General features: G+C 69.9%; 25 protein-coding genes. 17 read left to right on the top strand and 8 right to left on the bottom strand.

Annotation, left to right across the window (positions count from 1 at the left end; genetic code table 11):
* The first annotated feature begins 149 nt into the window (after window positions 1–149).
* The 5 genes from rplU (at window position 150) to G4X40_RS00105 (ending at window position 4899) form a co-directional block, all read left to right on the top strand.
* The gene (gene rplU, locus G4X40_RS00125) at window positions 150–458 is read left to right on the top strand and encodes a 50S ribosomal protein L21 (RefSeq protein WP_277829430.1); all 309 of its coding nucleotides are present in this window, start codon (window positions 150–152) and stop codon (window positions 456–458) included.
* A gap of 64 nt (window positions 459–522) precedes the next feature.
* Entirely contained in the window at window positions 523–780 is a 258-nt protein-coding gene (gene rpmA, locus G4X40_RS00120; protein ID WP_277829429.1) for a 50S ribosomal protein L27, read from the top strand.
* A gap of 122 nt (window positions 781–902) precedes the next feature.
* Window positions 903–2363 (top strand): GTPase ObgE, encoded by a 1461-nt coding sequence (gene obgE / locus G4X40_RS00115; protein ID WP_277829428.1) that lies wholly within the window; start codon window positions 903–905, stop codon window positions 2361–2363.
* Window positions 2360–3478, top strand: a complete 1119-nt coding sequence (gene proB, locus G4X40_RS00110; protein WP_277829427.1) for a glutamate 5-kinase — start codon at window positions 2360–2362, stop codon at window positions 3476–3478. Before obgE ends, proB begins: the two co-directional genes overlap by 4 nt.
* A gap of 44 nt (window positions 3479–3522) precedes the next feature.
* Window positions 3523–4899, top strand: coding sequence for a hypothetical protein (locus G4X40_RS00105; protein ID WP_277829426.1), 1377 nt, complete (start codon window positions 3523–3525; stop codon window positions 4897–4899).
* Here G4X40_RS00105 and G4X40_RS00100 read toward each other — a convergent pair.
* The 5 genes from G4X40_RS00100 to G4X40_RS00080 all read right to left on the bottom strand — a co-directional run bounded on the left by G4X40_RS00100 (window position 4826) and on the right by G4X40_RS00080 (window position 10319).
* Window positions 4826–5707 carry a Sir2 family NAD-dependent protein deacetylase gene (locus G4X40_RS00100; RefSeq protein ID WP_277829425.1) on the bottom strand — a complete coding sequence of 294 codons (882 nt, stop codon included), beginning with the start codon at window positions 5705–5707 and terminating at the stop codon, window positions 4826–4828. The genes G4X40_RS00105 and G4X40_RS00100 overlap by 74 nt on opposite strands.
* 36 nt (window positions 5708–5743) lie before the next feature.
* A complete protein-coding gene (locus G4X40_RS00095; protein ID WP_277829424.1) occupies window positions 5744–6139 on the bottom strand; it encodes an ectoine synthase in 396 nt (131 codons plus the stop codon).
* A 40-nt stretch (window positions 6140–6179) separates the two neighbouring features.
* Window positions 6180–7448: a diaminobutyrate--2-oxoglutarate transaminase gene (gene ectB, locus G4X40_RS00090; RefSeq protein ID WP_277829423.1), complete on the bottom strand. Its 1269-nt coding sequence runs from the start codon at window positions 7446–7448 to the stop codon at window positions 6180–6182.
* Window positions 7449–7550: 102 nt separating this feature from the next.
* Complete coding sequence (gene ectA / locus G4X40_RS00085; protein WP_277831168.1) at window positions 7551–8123, bottom strand: diaminobutyrate acetyltransferase; 573 nt, start codon at window positions 8121–8123, stop codon at window positions 7551–7553.
* 117 nt (window positions 8124–8240) lie between these two features.
* Window positions 8241–10319, bottom strand: coding sequence for a RecQ family ATP-dependent DNA helicase (locus tag G4X40_RS00080; RefSeq protein WP_277829422.1), 2079 nt, complete (start codon window positions 10317–10319; stop codon window positions 8241–8243).
* Between the two features lie 98 nt (window positions 10320–10417).
* Between G4X40_RS00080 and G4X40_RS00075 the strand changes: the two genes are divergently transcribed.
* From G4X40_RS00075 to G4X40_RS00065, 3 genes are all read left to right on the top strand, one after another.
* Window positions 10418–11656, top strand: coding sequence for an amidohydrolase (locus G4X40_RS00075; RefSeq protein WP_277829421.1), 1239 nt, complete (start codon window positions 10418–10420; stop codon window positions 11654–11656).
* 54 nt (window positions 11657–11710) lie between these two features.
* Window positions 11711–12982 carry a saccharopine dehydrogenase family protein gene (locus G4X40_RS00070; protein ID WP_277829420.1) on the top strand — a complete coding sequence of 424 codons (1272 nt, stop codon included), beginning with the start codon at window positions 11711–11713 and terminating at the stop codon, window positions 12980–12982.
* Between the two features lie 131 nt (window positions 12983–13113).
* Entirely contained in the window at window positions 13114–13800 is a 687-nt protein-coding gene (locus tag G4X40_RS00065; protein ID WP_277829419.1) for a GIY-YIG nuclease family protein, read from the top strand.
* Here the strand turns inward: G4X40_RS00065 and G4X40_RS00060 are convergent.
* A complete protein-coding gene (locus tag G4X40_RS00060) occupies window positions 13787–14761 on the bottom strand; it encodes a cytochrome c oxidase assembly protein (protein WP_277829418.1) in 975 nt (324 codons plus the stop codon). The genes G4X40_RS00065 and G4X40_RS00060 overlap by 14 nt on opposite strands.
* Before the next feature lie 32 nt (window positions 14762–14793).
* Window positions 14794–15537: a helix-turn-helix transcriptional regulator gene (locus tag G4X40_RS00055; protein ID WP_277829417.1), complete on the bottom strand. Its 744-nt coding sequence runs from the start codon at window positions 15535–15537 to the stop codon at window positions 14794–14796.
* Between the two features lie 86 nt (window positions 15538–15623).
* On the opposite strand from G4X40_RS00055, the gene folE reads away from it, so the two are divergent.
* The 9 genes from folE (at window position 15624) to G4X40_RS00010 (ending at window position 23620) form a co-directional block, all read left to right on the top strand.
* Complete coding sequence (gene folE, locus G4X40_RS00050) at window positions 15624–16280, top strand: GTP cyclohydrolase I FolE (RefSeq protein ID WP_277829416.1); 657 nt, start codon at window positions 15624–15626, stop codon at window positions 16278–16280.
* Between the two features lie 93 nt (window positions 16281–16373).
* Window positions 16374–17663, top strand: a complete 1290-nt coding sequence (locus G4X40_RS00045) for a glutamate-5-semialdehyde dehydrogenase (RefSeq protein ID WP_277829415.1) — start codon at window positions 16374–16376, stop codon at window positions 17661–17663.
* A gap of 39 nt (window positions 17664–17702) precedes the next feature.
* Window positions 17703–18587, top strand: a complete 885-nt coding sequence (locus tag G4X40_RS00040) for an AAA family ATPase (protein ID WP_277829414.1) — start codon at window positions 17703–17705, stop codon at window positions 18585–18587.
* 10 nt (window positions 18588–18597) lie between these two features.
* A complete protein-coding gene (locus G4X40_RS00035; protein ID WP_277829413.1) occupies window positions 18598–20019 on the top strand; it encodes a vWA domain-containing protein in 1422 nt (473 codons plus the stop codon).
* Between the two features lie 85 nt (window positions 20020–20104).
* Window positions 20105–20818, top strand: a complete 714-nt coding sequence (nadD, locus tag G4X40_RS00030; RefSeq protein WP_277831167.1) for a nicotinate-nucleotide adenylyltransferase — start codon at window positions 20105–20107, stop codon at window positions 20816–20818.
* Window positions 20815–21300, top strand: a complete 486-nt coding sequence (rsfS, locus tag G4X40_RS00025) for a ribosome silencing factor (protein ID WP_277829412.1) — start codon at window positions 20815–20817, stop codon at window positions 21298–21300. Before nadD ends, rsfS begins: the two co-directional genes overlap by 4 nt.
* Window positions 21297–21944 (top strand): histidine phosphatase family protein, encoded by a 648-nt coding sequence (locus G4X40_RS00020; protein WP_277829411.1) that lies wholly within the window; start codon window positions 21297–21299, stop codon window positions 21942–21944. The genes rsfS and G4X40_RS00020 overlap by 4 nt, the downstream gene beginning before the upstream one ends.
* The gene (octT, locus tag G4X40_RS00015; protein WP_277829410.1) at window positions 21934–22767 is read left to right on the top strand and encodes a diglucosylglycerate octanoyltransferase; all 834 of its coding nucleotides are present in this window, start codon (window positions 21934–21936) and stop codon (window positions 22765–22767) included. The genes G4X40_RS00020 and octT overlap by 11 nt, the downstream gene beginning before the upstream one ends.
* Before the next feature lie 4 nt (window positions 22768–22771).
* Entirely contained in the window at window positions 22772–23620 is an 849-nt protein-coding gene (locus tag G4X40_RS00010) for a DegV family protein (protein ID WP_277829409.1), read from the top strand.
* A gap of 97 nt (window positions 23621–23717) precedes the next feature.
* Here the strand turns inward: G4X40_RS00010 and G4X40_RS00005 are convergent.
* A partial coding sequence (locus tag G4X40_RS00005) for an arabinosyltransferase C-terminal domain-containing protein (RefSeq protein WP_277829408.1) occupies window positions 23718–24327 on the bottom strand: 610 nt, incomplete at its 5' end.

The raw sequence follows: 24327 nt of genomic DNA, 5'->3' as shown, positions 1-24327 counted from the left end.
AATCTTGACCAGTCGCTGCTCGGCGTCGTCAGTAGCCTGTGTCCGGCTTGTACCGGACGCGGCACCGAACCGGGTGGCAGTCACAGGACCAGTCGCGCCGCACCACCTGCGGTGTGAGCGAGATTTTCGAAAGCAAGGGGTAGCCCTCCATGTACGCGATCGTCAAGACCGGCGGCAAGCAGTACAAGGTCGCCGTTGGTGACCTCGTCAAGGTCGAGAAGATCGAGGGTCAGCCCGGCACCTCGGTCCAGCTCCCGGTCGCGCTCGTCGTCGACGGCGCCGACCTGACCACCGACGCGGCGGCGCTGGCCAAGGCCTCCGTCTCCGGCGAGGTCGTCGAGCACACCAAGGGCCCGAAGATCCGCATCCACAAGTTCAAGAACAAGACCGGCTACCACAAGCGTCAGGGTCACCGCCAGAAGCTGACCGTCCTCAAGGTCACCAGCATCAACAAGTAAGAGGCACGCGGTCCTCCGGATTCGCAGCCCGCTACTTTCTTCACTTCCCTAGGAGGGATCAGTCATGGCACATAAGAAGGGTGCATCCAGCTCGCGCAACGGTCGCGATTCGAACGCGCAGCGCCTCGGCGTCAAGCGTTTCGGTGGCCAGTCCGTCAACGCCGGCGAGATCCTGGTCCGCCAGCGCGGAACCCACTTCCACCCGGGTGTGAACGTCGGCCGCGGCGGCGACGACACCCTGTTCGCCCTCTCCGCCGGTGCCGTCGAGTTCGGCAGCAAGCGGGGCCGCAAGACCGTCAACATCGTTCCGGTCGAGGCGTAACCCGCCTACAACCGCGAAAAGCTCCACAGACAGGGGCGGGCAGGGTGCTGATACCCCGCCCGCCCCTGTTTCATGTTCGAGATCATTGTCGGGTCTCGACTCCGTCCCCCTAGGAGGACACAGTGTCCCGTTTCGTCGACCGAGTGGTCCTGCACGTGAGCGCCGGTAACGGCGGACACGGCTGCGCCTCGGTGCACCGCGAGAAGTTCAAGCCACTCGGTGGCCCCGACGGCGGCAACGGCGGACGGGGAGGCTCGGTGATCCTCGAGGTCGACCCCAACGTGCACACGCTGCTGGACTTCCACTTCCACCCGCACGCCAAGGCCGGCAACGGCAAGCCCGGCATGGGCAGCAACCGCGATGGCGCCAATGGGAGCGACCTGGTGCTGCTGGTGCCGGACGGCACAGTCGTCTTCGACTCGAAGGGCGACATTCTCGCCGACCTGGTCGGCAGCGGGACCCGCTTCGCGGCGGCGGCCGGTGGCCGTGGCGGGCTCGGCAACGCGGCGCTGTCGTCGCGGGCACGCAAGGCGCCCGGGTTCGCGCTGCTCGGTGAGGAGGGCATCGAGCGTGAGTTGGTGCTCGAGCTCAAGTCCGTCGCCGACGTCGGGCTGGTCGGCTTCCCCTCCGCGGGCAAATCGTCGCTGGTCTCGGTGCTCTCCGCGGCGAAGCCGAAGATCGCCGACTATCCGTTCACGACGCTGCAGCCGAACCTCGGTGTGGTCTCCAGCGGCGACACCACCTTCACGGTCGCCGACGTACCCGGGCTGATCCCCGGAGCCAGCGACGGCCGCGGGCTGGGACTGGACTTCCTGCGCCACCTCGAACGGTGCGCGGTGCTCGCCCACGTCGTCGACTGCGCGACCCTCGAGCCGGGCCGTGACCCGATCTCCGACGTCGATGCCCTCGAGGCCGAGCTCGCCGCCTACCAACCGGCTCTGGCCGGCGACGCGGGCCTGGGCGACCTCGCGGACCGCCCCCGCATCGTGGTCCTCAACAAGGTCGACGTGCCGGAGGCCGCCGAACTCGCCGACTTCGTCCGGCCCGAGTTCGAGGAGCGCGGCTGGCCGGTGTTCGAGATCTCCGCGGTGAGCCGGGAAGGGCTGCGGCCCTTGACCTTCGCGCTGGCCGACATGGTCCGCAACTACCGCGAGGCCCACCCGCCCGCCGAGCCGACCCGGCAGGTCATCCGTCCGGTCCCGATCGACGAGACCGGCTTCACCGTGGTCAAGGATCCCGACGTGCAGGGCGGGTTCATCGTCCGCGGTGTCCGGCCCGAGCGGTGGGTGCGTCAAACCCAGTTCAGCAACGACGAAGCCGTCGGCTACCTCGCGGACCGGTTGGCCCGCCTGGGCGTCGAGGACGCGCTGGTCAAGCAGGGTGCCCAGCCGGGCGCCTCGGTGACCATCGGCGACGTGAGCTTCGACTGGGAGCCGCAGACCCCGGCCGGCGTGGACGTGACCATGACCGGTCGCGGCACCGACGCGCGACTGGATCAGAACGAGCGCATCGGCGCCGCGGAACGCAAGCACGCCCACCGGGTCCGGCGCGGACTCGAAGGGCTCGATCCGGAGGAGCAGTGAGCGCCTGCGGAGACGGGGCGAGCACTCGCGAGGTCATCGCGTCGGCACGCAGTGTCGTCGTCAAGATCGGGTCGTCGGCGCTGACGAGCCTGTCCGGCGGGCTCGACGTCGACCGACTCGACCCACTGGCCGAGGCGATCGAGGCGCGCATGCGCGCCGGTTCCGACGTCGTGGTGGTCTCCTCCGGTGCGGTCGGGGCGGGCATCGCGCCGCTCGGGCTGACCAAACGTCCGCGCGACCTCGCCACCAAGCAGGCCGCGGCCAGTGTCGGACAACTCGCGCTGGTCAACGCCTGGGCGAGCTCGTTCGCGCGGTTCGACCGGGTCGTAGGGCAGGTGCTGCTGACCGCCGACGACGTCGCTCGCCGGGCCACCCACCGCAACGCCCAGCGCACACTGGACCGGCTGCGGGCGCTCGGCGCGGTCGCGATCGTCAACGAGAACGACACCGTGGCGACCGCTGAGATCCGGTTCGGCGACAACGACCGTCTCGCCGCGCTGGTCGCGCACCTGGTCGGCGCCGACGCGCTGGTGCTGCTCTCCGACGTGGACGGCCTCTACGACGCGGATCCGCGAAAAGGCAACGCGCAGTTGATCCGTGAGGTTGCGGGCCCCGAGGATCTGGACGGAGTGGTCGCCGGATCGGGTGGCGCGCTGGGCACCGGCGGGATGGCGTCGAAGCTGTCCGCCGCACGCCTGGCCGCCGATGCGGGTGTGCCGGTGCTGTTGACGTCTGCCGCCGAGGCCGGCGCGGCGCTGTCCGGCGGCTACGTCGGCACCGCTTTCGGGGCCCGACCGCACCGGATGTCGGCCCGCCGCTTCTGGGTTCGGCATGCCGCCGACGCGCAGGGGCGTCTGCACCTGGATGCCGGCGCGGTCCGCGCGGTCGCCCAGCGGCGCCGTTCGCTGTTGGCGGCGGGGATCACCGAGGTGGGCGGGCACTTCCACGACGGTGACGTGGTCGACCTGGTCGGCCCGGACGGCGCGTTGATCGGGCGCGGCGTCGTCGCCTACGACGCCATCGAACTGGCGACGATGCGCGGGCATTCGAGCGCCGATCTCCCGCCGGACCTGCAGCGTCCGGTGGTGCACGCGGACGATCTGGTGCCCGTGTAGGAGTCCGTGCGGCCAATGGTCCTGTCGGGCGGTAGGTTCTGCCGATGGGCACAGCATCGATCCGTTCGGGTGGCGCGGCGATACTGGCGGCGCTCGCCGCCGTACTGATCGGTATGTGTGCCGGTGTCGTTCTGGTGCAACCCTTCACGCCCGACCTCGCGGTCGCGGTGACCGCCACCGACTTCCGTTGGTGGGTGCTGAGCCATCCCTTGGGGGCGGTCGCGGGTGCGATCATGGCGCCGGTGGCGTGCCTGGCGACGTCGAGGCTGCGTGGCCGCAGACTGCCGGCAGTGACGCTCGGCGTCGTTGTGGTCGTGATGCTGGCCGAGGTCGGGCTCGGGCGGTCGGATTCGGTCGCGGTATTGGTGGCGGGGCGGTATGTCGAGGCGGTGTTCGCGGGCGCAGCACTGGGTGCCGCCGCGGCGGTGCTCCGCACGCGCCGGTCCGCGACCGCTGCGCTGGCCGCGGGAACCGTCGCGGCGTTCCTGCTCACGGCGGCCGCGGTGTCGGCCGGAGGTCCCCCGCGTCGCTACGCCGACTACCTGGAGCCGCAGTCGTCGACGACGGTATACGCCGGATGGCTGGCCGTGCTCGCCGGTGTCCTGCTGATGGTGACGATCGTCGTGGGATTCGGTTCGGGCGCAGACGAACACCTGCCCGCCGTGTCATGGCGGCCGGTTGCCGCGGTGGTGCTGCTGGCGGTGGGCGGGGTCGCGTCGGCGGCCGCCGCGACCGCGCAGACGCCGACGAACTGGTGGCTCGCCGGGCCGGCGCTGGCGTTCACTCTGGTGGTGGCGGGCGGAGCGGCGATGCTGTTACCGGGAGCCGACGGCGTGGTGGTGTTCGCCGCGACGGCGATCACCGCCGTCGCGGCGGTCGCGGCGACCGTGTTCGATTGGGCCGTACTGCCCGACCCGACCATGGTCGCGGCGCTCGCGGTGCTGATCCTGCTGGGCGTGGCGGCCGGGGTCCGGTGGCGTCAGCCGGCGCTTGCCATGGTGGTGCTCGCGCTGATCCTCGGGTGCGGGACCGTTCCGGTCGCGGATCCTGGCCTGCTGCACGCGGTCCTGCTGCTGGTCGGTGCGCCGACAGTGGGTGTGGTGGTCGGGTCGGCCCTGCCCGGACCGGCGGCGTCCGGGTCGTCTGTGAGCACGGGACTGGGGGCGCTGTTCCTGCCGGGAGCAGCGGCGGCACTGACCGGGGCCTACCGCGGCACCTGGGCGGTCTCCGGGACGGACTTCGGTTGGACCGCCTACACCCCGTTGACCGAGGTGCCGCCGCGCGCGTCGGGGCACTTGCCGTCGTTGTCGGACCTGTCGATCAGCGGGGGCAGCCCGCTCGACGCAGTCACCGCGTGGGCGTTGGCGGCGTTGATACTCGGTTGTGCGGGCGCGGCGGTGCTGCTGCGGCGAGCGCGGTGAGGACCTCCGAGCAACCGGCATCGATCTTCAGATCCGCGAGATCGTCACCGCGGGTGACGCCGCGGTTGACGATGACGATCGGCTTGCCGTCCTTCGCCGCGCGGCGCACGAACCGCAGCCCGGACATCACCGTGAGCGACGACCCCGCGACCAACACTGCGTCACTGTCATCCACCATCGAATAGCAGTGCAACACAACGGTCTTCGGGACACTCTCGCCGAAGTACACGATGTCCGGTTTGAGCGTGCCGCCGCAGAACGCGCAGTCGACCATCCGGAAGTGCGCGGTGTCGGCGACGACGGCGTCGGCGTCCGGGGCGATCTCGATCGCCCCCGCGGAGGCGACCGACGCGATGAATCCGGGGTTCGCGGCCTCGAGACGTTCGGCGAGCGACAGCCGCGACAGGACGGCCGAGCAGTCCAGACAGCGGACCCGCGCGTAACTGCCGTGCAGATCGACGACCGTGCGCTGGCCGGCCTTGGTATGCAGCATGTCGACGTTCTGGGTGATCACCCCGGTGACCACCCCGCCGCGCTCAAGGCGCGCCAGCGCGTGATGGCCCGCATTGGGCCGACGCGCGTCCATGTCGCGCCAGCCCAGGTGGTTGCGCGCCCAGTAGCGGCGCCGGAAGTCGGCGTCCCCGACGAACTGCTGATAGGTCATCGGGTTGCGGGGCGGCGAGTCCGGGCCGCGATAGTCGGGGATGCCCGAATCAGTGGAGATGCCCGCCCCGGTCAGCGCGACAACCCGCCGACCGGACAGCAGGTCGACGAGTTCACGCGCGTACGGGCTGGCATCTGTCTCCACGGGACCCAGGGTAGGTGGTGGAGCGGCGGCGGACGGTCAGCCGACCTCCACCAGCGGGTAGACCCCGTTCTCGTCGTGCACCTCACGGCCGGTGACCGGCGGGTTGAACACGCAGAGCATGCGCATCTGTGTGCGGGCGAAGACGCGGTGCTTCTCGTGGCCGTTGAGCAGGTACATGCTGCCGGGCCCGAGCGGGTAGCTGCGGTTGTTGTCGAGGTCGACGAGTTCGCCCTCGCCCTCGACCAGCCACACCGCCTCGACGTGGTTCTGATAGTGGAACTCGTTGATGGTGCCGGCCTCGATGGTCGTCTCGTGGAACGAGAAGCCCACGCCGTCGCCGGCGAGGATGATGCGCTTGCTGCGCCAGTTGCCGTTGTCCGCCGCGACATCGCGGTCGGTGTCGGTGATCTCGGTGGTGGTGCGGACGATCATGATGTCTCCGGTTCGTTGGTTCGGTCGGCCGGCGGCCGGGTCAGGAGCAGACCTTGGCGGTCGCCTCGGCGAGGATGCTCAGCCCGTGGGCGAGCTCCGCGTCGGTGATGGTCAGCGGCGGGAGGAGTTTGACGACCTCGTCCGACGGCCCCGAGGTCTCGGCGAGCAGACCCGACTCGAAGGCCATGGCGCACACCTTTGCAGCGCGGTCGGGCTGGTCGAAGACCAGGCCCTGGACCAGGCCGCGCCCGCGCGTGCTCACACCGGCGAACGAATCGGCCATGTTGGAGAAGGACTCTCGGATCCGCTCGCCCTTCGCGAGGGTGGCCTGGTGCATCGCGTTGTCGGACCAGTACTGCTCGAGCGCCACTCGCGCGGTGACGAAGGCCGGGTTGTTGCCACGGAAGGTGCCGTTGTGCTCACCGGGCCCCCAGACGTCAAGTTCCCGCTTGAACAGCGTCAGCGCCATCGGCAGTCCGTAGCCGCCGATCGACTTCGAGAGCGTCACGATGTCCGGGGTGATGCCGGCGACCTCGAACGAGAAGAACGGTCCGGTGCGGCCGCAGCCCATCTGCACGTCGTCGACGATCAACAGGATGTCCCGCTCGGCGCAGAGGTCTGCGAGGGCCCGAAGCCATTCCGGCCGTGCGACATTCACGCCGCCCTCGCCCTGGACTGTCTCGACGATCACGGCGGCCGGACGGTTGAGCCCGCTGCCGGAGTCGTCGAGCACCCGGGAGAACCAGTGGAAGTCCTCGGTGACGCCGTCGAAGTAGTTGTCGAACGGCATGGGCGTGGCGTGCACCAGTGGAATGCCCGCCCCGGCACGCTTCATGGAGTTTCCGGTGACCGACAGCGCGCCGAGCGTCATCCCGTGAAAAGCGTTGGTGAAGTTGATGATCGACTCGCGACCGGTGACCTTGCGGGCCAGCTTCAGGGCGGCTTCGACCGAGTTCGCCCCCGTCGGGCCGGGGAACTGCACCTTGTAGTCGAGTCCGCGCGGGCGCAGGATCAGGTCCTCGAAGGTCTCGAGGAAGTCGCGCTTGGCGACCGTGGACATGTCGAGGCCGTGTGTGATCCCGTCCTGGGCGATGTAGTCGATCAGCGCCTGCTTGAGCAGCGGGTTGTTGTGGCCGTAGTTCAGGGCGCCGGCGCCGGCGAAGAAGTCCAGGAACTCCCGGCCGTCCTCGGCACGCACCCAGGATCCCTGGGCAGAGCCGAACACCGTCGGCCAGCTGCGGCAGTAGCTGCGTACGTCGGACTCGAGATGGTTGAAGACGGACACGTCGATGTCGTCGATCACGGTCATGGTTGGTACCTCCGTGTTCTTCATTTGTCGTGCTGCTCGTCTGCGTCCTGCAATGCCTCGGAGCGGCTGGTGCCGCAGCCTCGAAGCCGACGAGCTGCTGGTTCAGGCGCGGGGTGCGCCCACGGTGTAGAGCTCTTCCGGCTCATGGCCGGGGGGGAAGTCCTCCGCGGTGAAGAGCGGTTGCCTGGTGATCGGCACGCCGCGGTGACGTGCGACCCCGGTGAACAGGGCCTGCGAGGCGGGGTTGTCCGGTGAGATCGTGGTTTCCAGGCGGGTGATCCCACGGTCGGCCACGCGATCGAGCAGTTCGTTCAACATGGCCGCCGCCAGCCGCTGCCCGCGCAACTGCTCGTCGACGGCGATCTGCCAGAGGAAGAGCGTGTCCGGCACGCGCGGTCGGACGAAGGCGGTGGCGAACCCGCCGACCCGGCCGTCGACCTCGGCGACGATCGAGGTGGCGGCGAAGTCGCGGCACCACAGCACGTAAGCGTAGCTGGAGTTCAGGTCCAGCACCCGCGAGTCGCGGGCGATCTCCCACATCCGGACGCCGTCGGAGATGCCGGGGCTGCGCAATTCGGTCAGGGGACCGGTCTCTGCCCTGCGCGAGGGCGTTTCGGCAGTGTGCACCGTGTCCGGAACGGTGCTCGGGATTGCACTTTCGTTGTCTGGCCTCATGTGTAGCCCGAACGTAACAAGTCGGACAACGGAATTCAGGTCCGCATCGAAATCGTTATGGGAATACCCATCGTCGTTGCAGGTCACGCCGTTACTGTGAGGCGGGTCACATTACTGTCAGTTCGCTGTTGCCAACGCGAAGGGGAGGACCGACCCTGCGCCCGCGCGGCGCAGTGCCCGAGCGGCCATCGTCAGCGTCCAGCCGGTGTCGCTGAGGCAGTCCACCAACAAGATCGGACCGGCGATCGCGGCCAGGTCCGGCTCTTCCCAGGCGCCGACCAGTCCGGCGACGCGGAAGGCCGAATTGACCGCGGTGACCTCGGGTCGGTCCGGTCGTCTGCGCAGCACGCCGAGGTCGGTGAGCCGGCCCACCTGGGCGAGGCGACCGGCAAGGGAGGTGACCAGACGTGGATGGGTGTCGGAGTCGAGTGCGATCACTGCGGCCGGTCGCTGTTGCCAGTCCCAGGCGGTCAGCACTGTGACGCATGCCTGCGCGACCTCGTCGGGCACCACGTCGTCCGGGGCGTCGAGCAGCGTGCGCAGGCGCTGGCCCCAGCCCAGGTCGGTGAGCCGGCCCAGCGCACGCCCGGGCTGGGGACCGTCGGTGATCTTTCCCGACAGATCGACACCCAGCTTGCCCATGCCGCTCGGCCACTGCCGCCGCGGGGCCAGCGTGACGCCCGGGCGGTCGAGCCGGTCCTGTGTCGCGCGGGTCGCCGTCTCGTCGACAGCTGACGACCGGTACGTCCCGGTGCAGTTGTCGCAGCGACCGCAGCGGCTCGGTTCGGCGGTGAGTTCGGGGTCGTCGAGCTGGCGACGCAGGAAGTCCATGCGGCAGCCGGAGGTGCGCTCGTAGTCGAGCATCGCCTGCTGCTCGGCCTGGCGGGCACGCTCGAGGCGGCCGTAGCGCTCGGTGTCGTAGACCCACGGCTCACCGGTGGCGACCCAGCCCCCGCGCACCCGCCGGACCGCGCCGTCGACGTCGAGCACCTTGAGCACCATCTCCAGCCGGCCCCGCGACAGGTCGACCAGCGGTTCCAATGCGGGCGTCGACTGCGGGCGGTCGGGCTCGAGCGTGCCGATCACCTTGCGCACCACCGACTCCGGCGGGAAGGCGACCGATGCGAAGTACCGCCAGATGTCGCGGTCCTCGGGGCCGGGCAGCAGCACCACCTCGGCGCGGTCGGTGGACCGCCCGGCTCGGCCGACCTGTTGGTAGTACGCGATCGGCGAGGACGGCGCGCCCAGATGCACCACGAACCCGAGGTCGGGTTTGTCGAATCCCATGCCGAGTGCGGAGGTGGCGACCAGCGCCTTGACCCGGTTGGCCAGCAGATCGGCCTCCAACTGCTCGCGCTCCGCCGGATCGGTCTGGCCCGTGTAGGCGGCCACCTGATGGCCCTGCGAGGACAGCAGGTCGGCGAGCTCCTTTGCGGCCGAGACGGTCAGCGTGTAGATGATGCCGGACCCGGTCAGCGATTCGATGTTCTGCACCAGCCACGCGGCGCGGTCCTGGGCGCGGTCGAGGCGCACCACCGACAGCTGCAGCGACTCGCGGTCCAGCCCGCCGCGCAGCACCAGCGTCTGCGCGTCGCCCACACCGAGCTGGGCCGCGACGTCGGCGACCACGCGGTCGTTCGCGGTCGCGGTGGTGGCGAGGACCGGGACGTCCGCGCCGAGGTCGGCGACCAGGGTGCGGATGCGCCGGTAGTCGGGGCGGAAGTCGTGGCCCCAGTCGGAGACGCAGTGCGCCTCGTCGACCACGACCAGGCCGGCGTCGCGGGCCAACGCGGGCAGCACCTGGTCCCGGAAGTCGGGGTTGTTCAGCCGTTCCGGACTGACCAGCAGGACGTCGAGTTCGCCCGCGGCGACCCCGGCGTGGATGTCGTCCCATTCGGTGACGTTGCCCGAGTTGATCGTCGCGGCCCGCACACCGGCCCGCTCGGCCGCCGCGACCTGGTTGCGCATCAGTGCGAGCAGCGGGGACACGATGACCGTCGGACCGTGGCCCCGACGGCGCAGCAGCAGAGCCGCGATGAAGTACACCGCGGACTTGCCCCAGCCCGTGCGCTGGACCACCAGGGCGCGCCGTCGGTCGACCACGAGCGCCTCGATGGCGGTCCACTGGTCCTCGCGCAGCACGGCCTCCGGCCCGGCCAGTTCCCTCAGGAGTTCTTCGGCGTCATCACGCAGCATGGGGCCATGGTGCCCGAAGCCCCCGACAAACGTCGGGGCGTGCGGGTGGGTTGGGCGATAGCGGTGTCGGCCGCGGCGCGACGTGTTATCTGTGGGGGATGACGGATTCGCGCGTGCAGGAGACGCTGGGCGGCTTCGAGGCCGCTGCCGACGATCTGGTCGCGCTGTACCGGGAACTGCATGCGAACCCCGAGCTGTCCTATCAGGAGCATCGGACCGCCGCGCGGGTCGCCGAGCGGCTGCAGGGTGCCGGGTACCAGGTGACCGCCGGCCTGGGTGGGACCGGCGTGGTCGGGGTACTCGGGGACGGGTCGGGACCGGTGGTGCTGTTGCGGGCAGACATGGACGCGTTGCCGGTCCGCGAGGACACCGGCTTGGCGTACGCCTCGACGGTCACCGTGACGTCCGAGTCGGGCGAGTCGATCCCGGTGATGCACGCCTGCGGACACGACATGCACGTGACGTGCCTGCTCGGCGCCGCCGCGCTGATGGCCGAGCGGCGCGCGTCGTGGTCGGGCACGCTGGTCGTGCTGTTCCAACCGGCCGAGGAACTCGGCAGCGGGGCGCAGGCGATGGTCGACGACGGACTGTTCGACACAGTGCCGCGACCGGACGTGGTGCTCGGACAACATGTGATGCCTGGCCCCGCGGGCACGGTGTTCGCGGCCTCGGGCACCGCGATGGCCGCGGCGCGCAGCCTGCAGGTGCGGATGTTCGGCCGCGGCGGGCACGGGTCGATGCCCGACGCCACGATCGACCCGGTCGTGATGGGCGCGTCGACCGTGATGCGGTTGCAGACGCTGGTGTCGCGGGAGGTGTCGCCGGCCAACCCGGCGGTGCTCACGGTCGGCTCGTTCCAGGCCGGGACCAAGGAGAACGTCATCCCGGACGAGGCCGTGCTCAAGCTCAACATCCGAGCCTTCGAGACGAGTGTCGCGGAGCAGCTGTTGGACGGCATCACCCGTATCGTCGACGCCGAGGCGACGGCGTCGCGCGCGCCCCGTCCACCGGAGATCACCGAGTTGAACGGATTCGAGGTGACCGTCAACGATCCGGACGCGACCGCGCGCACGCTCGAGGCCCTGCGTGGGGAACTGGGCGCCGACAAGGTGTTCGAGATCGGGCCGGTCTCGGGTAGTGAGGACGTCGGCGACCTGGCCAAGGCGGCCGAGGTGCCGCTGGTCTACTGGTTCATCGGAGGATTCGACCCGGCGCGGGACTATTCGGCCGAGCCGCCCGCCTCCAACCATTCGCCGCGGTTCGCGCCCGTCATCCGGCCCACGCTCGACGTGGGCGTCACGGCGTTGGTGACCGCCGCGCTCGAATGGCTCGGCTGAACGGGCAGGTCGCGGAGGGTTCACCCCGGCGCCGCGCTGTGATCTGATGGGGGCATGACGACACCGGCTGATCGGAATCGTGACTCGGGAACCCGCGAACTGGACGTCGTGGTTTACGGCGCAACGGGATTCGTCGGAAGACTGGTGGCCGGCCACCTGGCGCAGCACGCACCGGACGGTACCCGGATCGGTTTGGCGGGCCGCTCGGCCGAGCGGCTCGAGAAGATCCGTGACGGGCTGGGTCCCTCGGCCGCCGGCTGGCCGATCCTGCATGCGGACTCGGAGGAGCCGGACTCGCTCGCCGCGCTTGCCGCCGGGACGCGCGTCGTGGTGACCACCGTCGGCCCGTACGCGCGGTGGGGGATGCCGCTGGTGCAGGCATGTGCGCAGGCGGGCACCGACTATGTGGACCTGACCGGCGAGGTGCTGTTCGTCCGCTCCAGTATCGACTCGTGGCACGACACCGCGGCCGAGACCGGTGCCCGGATCGTGCACTCGTGCGGATTCGATTCCATCCCATCCGATCTCGGTGTGCTGATGCTGCACGAGCGGGTGCGGTCGGACGGCGAGGGCGAGCTGGCCGACACGACGTTGGTGGTGACCTCGCTGCGCGGTGGAATCAGCGGCGGCACCATCGATTCGCTGCGGTTGCAGCTGGACACGGTCAAGCGGGACAAGGGACTTCGCAAGATCGCCGCGAGTCCCTATTCGCTCAGTCCCGACCGGAACGCGGAGCCGGATCTGGGCGGGCAGTCCGACGTGCGGATAGTGGAGGGCTCGAAGATCGACCCGACGTTGCGGGGCTGGAAGGCGCCGTTCGTCATGGGCTCGTTCAACACGCGTGTCGTGCGGCGGAGCAACGCGGTGCTCGATTGGGCCTACGGGCGGACGTTCCGTTACAGCGAGGTGATGAGCGTCGGCTCGTCGCCGCTGTCCGTCGTGGTCGCGGGTGCGGTCGCCGCCGGTCTCGGCGGGCTGGTCGCGGGGCTGAGCTTCGGACCGACGCGAGCACTGCTGGACCGGGTGCTGCCGTCTCCCGGGGAGGGTCCCAGTGCGAAAACCCGGGAGAACGGGCACTTCACCATCGACGTGTTCACCGAGACCACGACCGGTGCGCGGTACCGGTCGCGTGTTGCGGCACAAGGCGATCCCGGTTACGCGGCCACCGCGGTCATGCTGGGTGAGAGCGCGCTGACGCTGGTACACGACCGTGATTCGCTGCCGGACAAGACCGGCGTGCTGACGCCGGCGACCGCGATGGGGGATGCACTGTTGGATCGGCTGCAGTTGGCGGGATTCACGATGGAGGTCGAGCGGCTCGGCTGACATTGCAGCGGCCGATATGTGTTGTCGGCCAGGTTGTGTCCGTGAGCGTATGCCTCATGTTGTCGGTGGTTGCGCGTAGCGTTCGGCGCACTCGAGATGGGTGAACTGTCACGAACGCAACAGGGGGCAATGTGGGCATCGAATGCGATTCAACAGAAGAAAGGGCCTATCGTTTCGCCGGTGTGCCACTAACAGCGAGCGTTTTCGCTGAACTCATATCACTGCTCGCATCGGGTCAGCAGGTCCGGCGATCAGACCTCATCACGCTGGTTTCGAGACATCACGCAGTGAACGGTGGTCTGCCTGCCAATGGCAAGGCGACATCGGTTGCGAAGAAGGCGTTGCAGACCCTCTCGCGGACGGGCAGAGCCGAACAAACGGGATGTTATGGCCTATGGCGTATTGCGGGTATTGCAAATGCCGATGCGGACTTCGCCTTGCCGGAGCCCGAGGTGGAGCCTTCCGATGAGGCAGCGTCCGCCCAATTCGTCTACGCCTACTACTTGCCGGCCTACGGTGCGCTTGCGCAGCATCAAGGCGCCACTGTGTGGCCGCACAAGATCGGGATGACGACGGTCTCGGTCAAGGACCGGATCGCGAGTCAGGTCGGTACCGCACTACCGGAACACCCGGTCGTCGTCCTGGCCCATGAAGCGGAGGATGCAGCGTTGCTCGAAGCGGCCGTGCACTCCATTCTGGAACTGCGAGGGCAGCGCATCAGCGGAGCGCCCGGCAGTGAGTGGTTCAGCACAAATGCGGATGAGGTTCGGGCCATCATCGACTGGTGCATCGCGGGGGTTCGCGTCACCCCCGCTTGAACCGCTCGCTCAACTCCGGGTCGTCCTCCCACCACAGCCTGCTCGGCCCGGGCACCTGTGATTCGTCGATCCCTGCCTCCGCGGCGGCGCGGGCGCGTGCCTCGTCCTGCGCGTCGAGTTCGGCGTCGATCTTGTCGGCACTGGCCTGCTCGTCCTTCGTCATCGCGCGCATCAGCGCGAACAGGAACGGCACGCCGATCAGGTCGCCGAGGATCCAGATGATGCCGGCGCCGACGATTTGGTCGGTCTGCAGATCCGGACCCCACGTGCGCGCGATCGCCTCGTAATGCTCGGGCGCGCGCAGCGGACCGAGCCACAGCGCGAGGCCGAGCGACGCGTCGACGAGGACCTCGGTGAACGTGATCGCGATCGACAGCATCGCCGGGTACTTGTGCGGCACCGGATCGGCCTGCAACCGGCTGTAGAAGTACAGGAAACCGACGGCGACCAGCGCCAGCTTGGTCAGGGTGTCGACCGTCGCGTTGTCGAGTACGGTCGGATACCACTGGGTGTAATACAGCAGCCAGGGCGTGGCGATGATGATGATCGACGTGGTCGCCGGTGCGGTGAGGATCCGTGCCACGCGGTGGTGCAGGATCCGGTCGAACCGCGCCCGGCCCGACTCTCCGAGCAACTCGCGCAGCACCGTCAGCGGCACGCCGAACGCGAGCATGAACGGGATCAGCATCATCAGCAGGATCACCTGCAGCGCGCGCACCCAGAACAGCACGTTCTCGTAGACGCCGACGAACGACATCGTCGCGAGCAACCACAACACCAGGCCGAACAGGAACGCGCCGCGCCGGCTGGGCTCGACGGGGGTGCCGCGTTGCTCGAGCTTGCGGGTGGCCAGCACGTAGCCGACCCCGGAGGCGACGACGATCACCAGCGTCACCCAGTCGACCTTCCACGCGGTGAGCGTCGTGATCAGGTGGAGCTGGGGGACGGATTGGGGCGCCATGACTTCTCATCCTCCGCCCGTGACGGTCGCCGTCAGCTGGCAGGTTTCTGTGAATCGCCGCGTTCGGCCGCGCCCGCCGCGTCGGTGACGCCGAGCCGGACGCAGCAGAACCCGTCCTCCGGTGCAAGCCGGGCACGCCGCCCGCCGCACCGGACCCCGTCGAGCAGACCCTCGATCAGCCGCAGGTTCATCCCGCACACCAACTCGGTGTGATCGTTGACCAGCGCGTGGAACGGGCAGTTGGCGAGTGCGATGTCGTCGTCGACCGTGCACGGCTCGTAGCCGCAGCGTTCGAGGGCGTCGTGCAGGGCCTCGTCCGTCGGTTCGCCGGCCTGGGCCAATTCCGCGCCGATGGTCTCGCCCAACTCGTGGGCGCGGCGGGCCAGCGCGGTGCCGGGCGACTCGCCGCGGCTCTCCGCATCGTCGATGGCCCCGGCGAGCAACCGTCCGGCCAACTCGTAGTTGCGTTCGGGCAGTTGCACGACGACGGGGCGGTCCGCGCGCCGGTACAACTTGGCGGGTCGTCCGGCGCCGGGGCCGGACCGGCCGCTGCGCCGCGCGAACTCGATGCTGAGCAGGCCCTCGTCGGCGAGTTTGTCGAGATGGAAGGCGGCGGTGGTGCGGGGCAGTCCGAGTGCGGCGGCGGCCTCGTCGCGCCCGACCGGTTCGCGGTGGCGACGGACGAAGTCGTACAGGCGCCGCCTCGCCGGCTCGTCGAGCGCGGAGACGGCTGACACATCGGCGTAGTGGGGCGACTGCCCGTCGCGTGACTCCATGCCCCCAGTGTAAAACCAACCGAGATTGACGTAATCTGCCGCGAGCTTCTAGCATTCAGTTGAACTGGTTTTAGAAGGAGGCGCTGATGTCGATCACCGAGGTGATGTCGCGGATCGGGCAGCCGGACCTGCACCAAGGCCTGCGGCAAGGCGGCGACGTCGCTGCCGCGGTACGTATCGATCGCCGACCGCCGGTGATCGATCTCGCGGCGGCCGAACTCGCCGTCGGCGACCTGCTGCGGGCGCTGGGACGCGACCCCGCCGACCTTCACCTGCACGACACCCCACGCCGGGTCGCCGCCTCGTTCGAGGAACTGCTCACGCCGCGTGCGTTCGACCTGACGACCTTCCCCAACGACGCCGGCTACCGGGAACTGGTGTTGGTCCGCGACATCGCGTTCACCTCGTTGTGCGAGCACCACATGCTGCCGTTCCGCGGAGTCGCGCACGTCGGCTACCTGCCCGGTGACCGCATCCTGGGCCTGTCGAAGCTGGCGCGCGTCGTCGAGTTGTTCGCCCGCGATCTGCAGGTGCAGGAGCGGCTGACGATGCAGGTGGCGGACTGGCTGACCGAGCACCTGCGGCCGCGCGGCGTCGGCGTGATGCTCGAGGCCGAGCACATGTGCATGTCGATCCGCGGCGTGCAGTCGCCCGGCTCGTGCACGGTCACCTCGGCGATGCGGGGCGTCCTCGAGGACGACCCGGCGGCGCGCCGAGAGTTCGTGGAGTTGGCCCGCGGCTGAGCCGCACGGACGAGTGTTGCCCCCGGGCTCGTCCCGGTGCGACCGCGCAGGCAGGGCGTGATGGCCGCCCCGGGCGATCGTTACCCTGTAGGCATGACGGTGGCGAACGAAACTGCAGCGAGTGGCACGGCCCAGACCGGCGGCGACATCGGCGAGGTCGTGCTCGAGGCCGCGCGCCGGGCCCGTACGGCGTCCCGCGCGCTGGCGCTGCTGAACCGGGCGCAGAAGGACGCCGCCCTGAACGCCGCCGCCGACGCGATCCTGGCCGCGACCGACAAGGTGCTGGCCGCCAACGATGCCGACATCGAGACCGCGCGCGCCGCGGGCACGGCGGAGAACCTGATCGACCGGCTGCGTCTGGACGAGGCCCGCCTCGAGGGCATCGCCTCCGGGCTCCGGCAGGTCGCCGGCCTGCCCGACCCGGTCGGCGAGGTCGTCAACGGATCGACGCTGCCCAACGGGCTGGAACTGCGTCAGCAGCGCGTACCGCTCGGTGTGGTCGGGATCGTCTACGAGGCCCGGCCGAACGTCACCGTCGACGGGTTCGGCCTCACCCTCAAGTCGGGCAACGCGGTGCTGCTGCGCGGCTCGTCGTCGGCCGCGAACTCGAACGCCGCCCTGGTCGAGGTCATCCGTGAGGCGCTGACCGGGCTGCATCTGCCGGCCGATGCGGTGCAGTTGCTTCCCAGCGAGGACCGCTCCAGTGTCACCGCGCTGATCCGCGCCCGCGGGTTGGTCGACGTGGTCATCCCGCGCGGCGGCGCCGGGCTGATCGAAGCCGTCGTGCGCGACGCACTGGTGCCGACCATCGAGACCGGCGTCGGCAACGTGCACGTCTACGTGCACGCGGACGCCGACCTCGACATCGCCGAAAAGCTGGTGCTCAACTCCAAGACCCGCAGGCCGAGCGTGTGCAACACCGCAGAGACCCTGCTGGTGGACAAGGCGATCGCCGACACCGCACTGCCGAAGCTCACTCAGGCGCTGCAGATGCACAGCGTCACCCTCCACGGCGACGAGCCCGGCATGGTCCCGGCCACCGAGGAGGACTGGGCGACCGAATACCTCTCGCTGGACATCGCGGTGAAGGTCGTCGACGGCATGGACGAGGCGGTCGCGCACATCGACCGCTACGGCACCGGGCACACCGAGGCCATCGTCACCCGCGACCTCGCCGCGGCCCGCGAGTTCACCACCCGCGTCGACGCCGCCGCCGTGATGGTCAACGCGTCGACCGCGTTCACCGACGGCGAGCAGTTCGGCATGGGCGCCGAGATCGGGATCTCCACCCAGAAGCTGCACGCGCGCGGGCCGATGGGCCTGCCGGAGCTGACCTCGACCAAGTGGATCGTCTGGGGCGACGGTCAGGTCCGTCCGGTCTGACCCCCACCGGCACCACCCGCACACCCTCAGGAGACTCCCGTGGACCGAGCCGTCCCGACCACCGTGCCGCACTTCGCCGACATCGAGGACGCGACCGCGCGTCTGGCCGAGACCGGCTACCTGGCCGACAAGGCGACCGCGACCGCCGTCTTCCTCGCCGACCGCCTCGGCAAGCCGCTGCTCATCGAGGGCCCGGCCGGCGTCGGCAAGACCGAACTGGCGCGCGCGGTCGCGCAGACGACCGGCTCGACGCTGGTCCGGCTGCAGTGCTACGAAGGTGTCGACGAGGCGCGCGCGCTGTACGAGTGGAACCACGCCAAGCAGATCCTGCGCATCCAGGCCACCCAGAGCGAGAGCAGTTGGGACGCAACGAAGGACGACGTCTTCAGTGAGGAGTTCCTGCTCTCGCGCCCGCTGCTGACGGCGATCCGCAACGCCGACCCGACGGTGCTGCTGATCGACGAGACCGACAAGGCCGACGTCGAGATCGAGGGCCTGCTGCTCGAGGTGCTCAGCGACTTCGCGATCACCATCCCGGAACTGGGCACCATGACCGCCACGCGCCGGCCGTTCACGGTCCTGACCTCGAACGCCACCCGCGAACTGTCTGAGGCGCTCAAGCGCCGCTGCCTGTTCCTGCACCTGGACTTCCCCGACGCCGACCTCGAGCGGCGGATCCTGCTCAGCAGGGTGCCGGAGCTGCCCGAGGCGTTGGCCGACCAGCTGGTACGGGTCATCCGCGTGCTGCGCGGAATGCAGCTCAAGAAGGTGCCGTCGGTGTCCGAGACCATCGACTGGGGCCGCACCCTGCTGGCGCTGGGCCTGGACACCATCGACGACGACTCGGTGCGCCAGACGCTCGGCGTGATCCTCAAGCACCAGAGCGACCAGGTGCGCGCCGCGGCCGAACTGCGGCTCAACTGACAGGGAGCAGATGATGGCACCGCCCGCGCCGTACGGACTGCCCGGCCATCTCGTGGGCTTCGTGGAAGCTCTGCGCGCCAAGGGGATTGCCGTCGGCCCTTCCGAGACAGTCGACGCCGGCCAGGTCATGTCGGTCCTCGACCTGCTCGACCGTGACGCGCTGCGCGAGGGACTGGCCTGCGCACTGCTGCGCTGTCCCGTGCACCGGAAGACGTTCGACGCGGTCTTCGACCTGTGGTTCCCGGTCGGGGTCGGGCGACGCGAGGACGGCGAGCGCACCGTCGAACTGCCCCGCACACCGGACGGCGAGATCGACCTCGAGTCACTCGAGGAGCTGATCGGCGAACTGCTCGCGGACGACTCCGAGGAGGCGCAGCAGGCCCTCGAGCTGCTGGTCTCGCAGATGGTCGAGGGCATGGGCAGCTACGAGTCGCCGAACGGGCCGTCCTTTTCGGCCTATCAGACGCTGCGGAACCTGTCGCCGAACAACCTGCTGGACAAGATCCTGGGCGGCCTGCTGGGGGCGCCGCCGGAGAAGGACCGGCCAGCCGAGTCGTTCACCAGCGCCGTCGACCGGCGCACCGCGCTGGAGCGGATGACCCGATTCCGTGAACTGGTCGACGCCGAGACCCGACGGCGGGTGGCCGAGCGGGTCGGCAAGGAACGCGTCGCCTCCTACGGGGTGCCGAAGATCGCCGAGCAGGTGGACTTCCTGCGCGCCAACGACTCGGACCTGCACGCGCTGCGCCGCTCGGTCACCCCGTTGGCCCGGCTGCTCGCGAGCCGACTGTCCGCGCGCCGCCGCCGCTCCCGCTCCGGCGCCATCGACCTGCGGCGCACGCTGCGCAAGTCGATGTCGACCGGCGGGGTCCCGATCGACCTGGTGCTGCGCAAGCCGCGCCCGGCGCGACCGGAACTGGTCGTGCTGTGCGACGTGTCCGGATCCGTCGCCGGATTCAGCCACTTCACGCTGCTGCTGGTGCACGCGCTGCGTGAGCAGTTCTCCCGAGTGCGGGTGTTCGCGTTCATCGACACCACCGACGAGGTGACCCGCTTCTTCTCCACCGGCGCCGACCTCGGGGTCGCGATGGCGCGGATGGTGCGCGAGGCCGACCTGATCGAATACGACGGCCACTCCGACTACGGCAACGCGCTCGGGGTGTTCGCCGAGCGGTTCGCGCACACGCTGACCAGCCGGACCTCGCTGCTGATCCTCGGCGACGCGCGCACCAACTACCGCAATCCGAACCTGCCCGCGTTGGCGAGGCTGACCTCGGTCGTCCGGCATGCGCACTGGCTCAATCCGGAGCCGCACCGACAGTGGGGCAGCGGCGACTCGGCGGCCCCGATGTACAACCAGATGATCACCATGCACGAGTGCCGCACGGCCGAGCAGCTCACCGATGTCGTCTCCGGCCTGCTGCCGATCTGATCGCGCCGTCGTGCCCGTAAGCTCGACACTCGTGCAGCAGCAACCAGACGTCGGGACCCCGGGCCTGCCGGACCCGCAGCGGGCGATCCGGCGGGCGCCGGACACGCGCCGGCTCGGCGTCATGGGCGGCACCTTCGACCCGATCCACCATGGTCACCTCGTCGCGGCCAGCGAGGTCGCGGACCTGTTCGACCTCGACGAGGTCGTGTTCGTGCCGACAGGTCAGCCCTGGCAGAAGGAGGGCCGACCGGTCAGCCCCGCCGAGGACCGCTACCTGATGACGGTGATCGCCACCGCGTCGAACCCGCGGTTCTCGGTCAGCCGGGTCGACATCGACCGCGGTGGGCGTACCTACACCGCCGACACGCTGCGCGACCTGCGCCGACAGCACCCGGACGCCGAGCTGTACTTCATCACCGGCGCCGACGCGATGTCGTCGATCCTGTCCTGGCAGAACTGGGAGGAGCTCTTCGAGCTCGCCAAGTTCGTCGGGGTGACGCGGCCGGGCTACGACCTCGATGTCGCGCACTTGGCCCAGCACCTCGAGAAGCTGCCCGGCGATGCGGTCACGCTGGTCGAGATCCCCGCGTTGGCGATCTCGTCGACGGACTGCCGCCGTCGCGCCTCGGCGGGGCGGCCGGTGTGGTACCTGGTGCCCGACGGTGTCGTGCAGTACATCAGCAAGCGCAACCTCTACCGGCCGCCGGAATCGACCCGACCCGACGGCACCCGCGGCACCTCCGAACCGGTGCCCACCGATTCCACCCGATCCACCAAGCAACAGGAGAAGTCCCAGTGAGCGCATCCGACGAGGCCAGGCAGATGGCGCGGGTCGCCGCGCTGGCGGCGACCGACAAGCAGGCCGTGGACGTCGTCGTGCTCGACGTGTCCGAGCATCTGGTGATCACCGACTGCTTCCTCATCGCATCGGCGCCGAGCGAGCGGCAGGTCGGCGCGATCGTCGACAACATCGAGGAGAAGCTGCGCGAGATCGGGCTCCGGCCCGCCCGCCGCGAGGGTGTGCGCGAGGGCCGCTGGGCGCTGCTCGACTACATCGACATGGTCGTGCACGTCCAGCACGAGGAGGAGCGCGAGTTCTACGCGCTCGAGCGGCTCTGGAAGGACTGCCCGTCGCTGGTCCTCGAGGGCGTCGACACGGTCCCGCCGCGGCACGGCAGCGTCCCCGACATCGACGGCAGCGGCGAGGGCAGCGCCGACGGCGCGGTGCAGACGGACACCGACGCGGTCGTCGACGCGCCGGTCACGGAGTCCCCTCGGTGAGGGTGCGTCGGCTGATCCTGCTGCGGCACGGCCAAACCGAACACAATGCCGAGAACCGGATGCAGGGGCAGATCGACACGCACCTGTCCGAGCACGGGCTGGCGCAGGCCAGGATCGCGGCGGTGGTGATGGCCGAGCGCCGGCCCCTCGCGATCGTGTCCTCGGACCTGACCCGGGCGCACGACACCGCCCTGGCGCTGTCCACGGTCACCGGCGTCCCGGTGCGCACCGACGACCGGTTGCGCGAGACGAACCTCGGCCAGTGGCAGGGGCTGACGCACCAGGACGTCGACGAGCAGTTCCCGGGCGCGCGGGCGACCTGGCGCGCGGACGCCACCTGGGCGCCGCCGGGCGGGGAGAGCCGTGTCGACGTTGCGCGGCGGACCGCGCCGGTGGTGCGTGAGCTGGTCGACGAACTCGGCGATGCCTGGGACGAGCGCCCGGTCATCGTGGTCGCCCACGGCGGTGCGATCGCCGCGCTGACCGCGTCGCTGCTCGACCTGCCGGTGTCGCGCTGGACCGCGCTGGGTGGCCTGGGCAACGCGAGTTGGGCGACGCTCAGTGTGCACGGCGAGTCCGCCGAGCACCCATGGCGACTGGACGTGTGGAACGCGTCGGCGCAGGTGAGTGCCGATGTCCTCTGATCCCGATCTCGAGGCTGCCGAAAGTGCTGCCACCGCCGCTGCCTCGGTCGACGATCGTCCGGTGCTGCTGGTGCTGGCCGACTCGCTGTCGTACTACGGCCCGAAGGGCGGGCTGCCCGCCGACGATCCCCGTATCTGGCCGAACTTGGTGGCAGCCGAGCTCGGCTGGCGCACCGAACTGGTGGCGCGGATCGGCTGGACCTCGCGGGACGTGTGGTGGGCGCTGACCCAGGACCCGCGGGTGTGGGCGTCGGTGCCGAAGGCCGGTGCGGTGGTGTTCGGCGTGTGCGGCATGGATTCGCTGCCCTCGCCCTTGCCGACCGCGCTGCGCGAGCAGATCCGCTACGTCCGGCCCGACGCGCTACGGCGCGTCGTCCGCGACGCCTACGGCTGGCTGCAGCCGCGGCTGGCGCCGCTCGGGTGGCCGTTGGCCCTGCCGCCGAGCCTGACCGCGGAGTACCTGGAGAAGTGCCGGGGCGCACTCGAACAACTGCGGCCGGAGCTGCCAGTCGTCGCGACGCTGCCCTCGGTGCACGCCTGCGACGCCTACGGGCGGGTGCACAGCGGCCGTCCGGCGACCGAGCGTGCCATCCGTGGCTGGGCGGGCCGGACGGACGTTCCGCTCGTCGACCTCGCCGAGGCCGTCGGCGAACACATCCGTGCCGGACGAGGGAACCCGGACGGAATCCACTGGGGCTTCGAGGCGCACGAACGCGTCGCTGAGGCGATGGTGACCGCGCTGCGGGCGAGGTGCGGACTGGATGGGACCGGGCTGGATGGGACCGGGCTGCACTCGGTCGACGCCACCGGCGGAATACGGTAGAGCCGTGGCCGTCATCGTCGTGACCGATTCGAACGCGCATGTCCCGTCCGCGCTGGTCGCGGAACTGGGCATCCAGGTGGTGCCGCTGCACGTGCTGCTCGACGACACCGACCTACGCGAAGGTGTCGACCAGGTGCCCGACGAGATCGCCAAGACCTCGGTGGTGACGACCGCGGGCGCCTCCCCGGGCGAGCTCAAGCAGAGCTACTTCGACGCGCTCAAGGCCAGCGGCGGCGACGGCGTGCTCGCCGTGCACATCTCCCGGCAGCTGTCGGGGACCTGGGATGCGGGACGGCAGGCCGCGCTGGAATTCGAGTCGCAGGTGCGGATCGTGGACTCCGGTTCGGCGGGGATGGGCACCGGGTTCCCGGTGCTCGCCGCCGCCCGCGCCGCCGCGGCGGGCGCCAACCTCGACGAGGTCTTCCGCATCGCGAACGACACGGTGGAGCGGTCGAACAGCCTGCTGTACGTGGACCGGTTGGAGAACCTGCGGCGTGGGGGCCGGATCGGTGCGGCGGCCGCGTTCCTCGGCACCGCGCTGTCGATGCGGCCGATCTTGCAGATGGTCAACGGGAAGTTGCTGCTGCGGGAGAAGACCCGCACCGCGTCGAAGGCGATGACCAAACTCGTCGAACTGGTCGTGGAGGGTGTCGGCGGCGGCCCGGCCGCGGTCGCCGTGCAGCACTGGCAGGCGAGCGAACGGGCCACCGAGCTGGGAGACCAACTGCGCGAACGTATCCCGGAGATCACCGAGATGCACATGGGGGAGTACGGGCCGGTGCTCGGCACGCATCTCGGGCCCGGCGCGGTCGGGGTGACGATCGTGCCCGGCGGGGCCGGCACCGCCAGCTGAGATCGGATGGGCGCCGGCAGTGGCCCGTAGCGGATCGCGCTCGGTCCGCGGCCAGGTGCATGCCGAGCGTCGCGTGGAGCGGTTGCGTCGCGGGCCGTCAGTGCTGGATGAGCGAGGGGTCCCACATTCCCGACCGGGTGGCGGCGCCCAGTTCGAGGGCTGCGGTACGGGCGTCGGGGACCAGCGGCGTGTACCGCTCCAGTGATCCCCAGTCGCGGCTCCAGTCGTGGTTCAGGTAGGTGGGGACCGTCTGGGCCGACAGTAATAGTTGTGCCCAGCCGACGGGGCCGCCGCCCTGCGGGCCCTCCCAGTTGGTAGCCACGACGGGAAGCCCACCGTTGGCCAAGATCCGGTACTTCGGCAGTTGCGCGACGCCGTTGAGCGTGTTCAGTTGCTGCTGGCAGGTGAACGCCAGCGGGACAGGCCAGTCCAGCAGCACCGGCGTGTGGGATCCGATCAGGTGCTGCAAGGTTTGCAGGTGCGGCACCCGCGGAGGTGTGAAAGCGATCCACTGGTCGGGTGCAGGGTTCCGGACGTCCGCCACGATCCGCACCACCTGCGCGGCCGCGGGAATCGACGACATCGGCAGGCGCAACGTCCGCCACGACGGCGCAGGGCCGACGTCGATCAGCGATGCCCGTCCCATCGGCTGGTACGCGCCACTGGTCTCGCTGCCGTATTCGATCTGCAAATTCGTATCGGTTACC

Source organism: Speluncibacter jeojiensis, assembly GCF_029589495.1.
GTDB classification, from domain to species: Bacteria; Actinomycetota; Actinomycetes; order Mycobacteriales; family Mycobacteriaceae; genus Speluncibacter; species Speluncibacter jeojiensis.
Note: the sequence above shows the minus strand (reverse complement) of the source record. Positions and strands in the feature narration are given on the sequence as shown.

Excerpts from the sequence above, each read along its gene's own strand:
- rplU (WP_277829430.1), top strand. The coding sequence starts at position 150 with ATGTACGCGATCGTCAAGACCGGCGGCAAGCAGTACAAGGTCGCCGTT.
- rpmA (WP_277829429.1), top strand. The coding sequence starts at position 523 with ATGGCACATAAGAAGGGTGCATCCAGCTCGCGCAACGGTCGCGATTCG.
- G4X40_RS00105 (WP_277829426.1), top strand. The coding sequence starts at position 3,523 with ATGGGCACAGCATCGATCCGTTCGGGTGGCGCGGCGATACTGGCGGCG.
- G4X40_RS00095 (WP_277829424.1), bottom strand. The coding sequence starts at position 6,139 with ATGATCGTCCGCACCACCACCGAGATCACCGACACCGACCGCGATGTC.
- ectB (WP_277829423.1), bottom strand. The coding sequence starts at position 7,448 with ATGACCGTGATCGACGACATCGACGTGTCCGTCTTCAACCATCTCGAG.
- ectA (WP_277831168.1), bottom strand. The coding sequence starts at position 8,123 with ATGAGGCCAGACAACGAAAGTGCAATCCCGAGCACCGTTCCGGACACG.
- G4X40_RS00080 (WP_277829422.1), bottom strand. The coding sequence starts at position 10,319 with ATGCTGCGTGATGACGCCGAAGAACTCCTGAGGGAACTGGCCGGGCCG.
- G4X40_RS00075 (WP_277829421.1), top strand. The coding sequence starts at position 10,418 with ATGACGGATTCGCGCGTGCAGGAGACGCTGGGCGGCTTCGAGGCCGCT.
- G4X40_RS00070 (WP_277829420.1), top strand. The coding sequence starts at position 11,711 with ATGACGACACCGGCTGATCGGAATCGTGACTCGGGAACCCGCGAACTG.
- G4X40_RS00060 (WP_277829418.1), bottom strand. The coding sequence starts at position 14,761 with ATGGCGCCCCAATCCGTCCCCCAGCTCCACCTGATCACGACGCTCACC.
- G4X40_RS00055 (WP_277829417.1), bottom strand. The coding sequence starts at position 15,537 with ATGGAGTCACGCGACGGGCAGTCGCCCCACTACGCCGATGTGTCAGCC.
- folE (WP_277829416.1), top strand. The coding sequence starts at position 15,624 with ATGTCGATCACCGAGGTGATGTCGCGGATCGGGCAGCCGGACCTGCAC.
- G4X40_RS00045 (WP_277829415.1), top strand. The coding sequence starts at position 16,374 with ATGACGGTGGCGAACGAAACTGCAGCGAGTGGCACGGCCCAGACCGGC.
- G4X40_RS00035 (WP_277829413.1), top strand. The coding sequence starts at position 18,598 with ATGATGGCACCGCCCGCGCCGTACGGACTGCCCGGCCATCTCGTGGGC.
- octT (WP_277829410.1), top strand. The coding sequence starts at position 21,934 with ATGTCCTCTGATCCCGATCTCGAGGCTGCCGAAAGTGCTGCCACCGCC.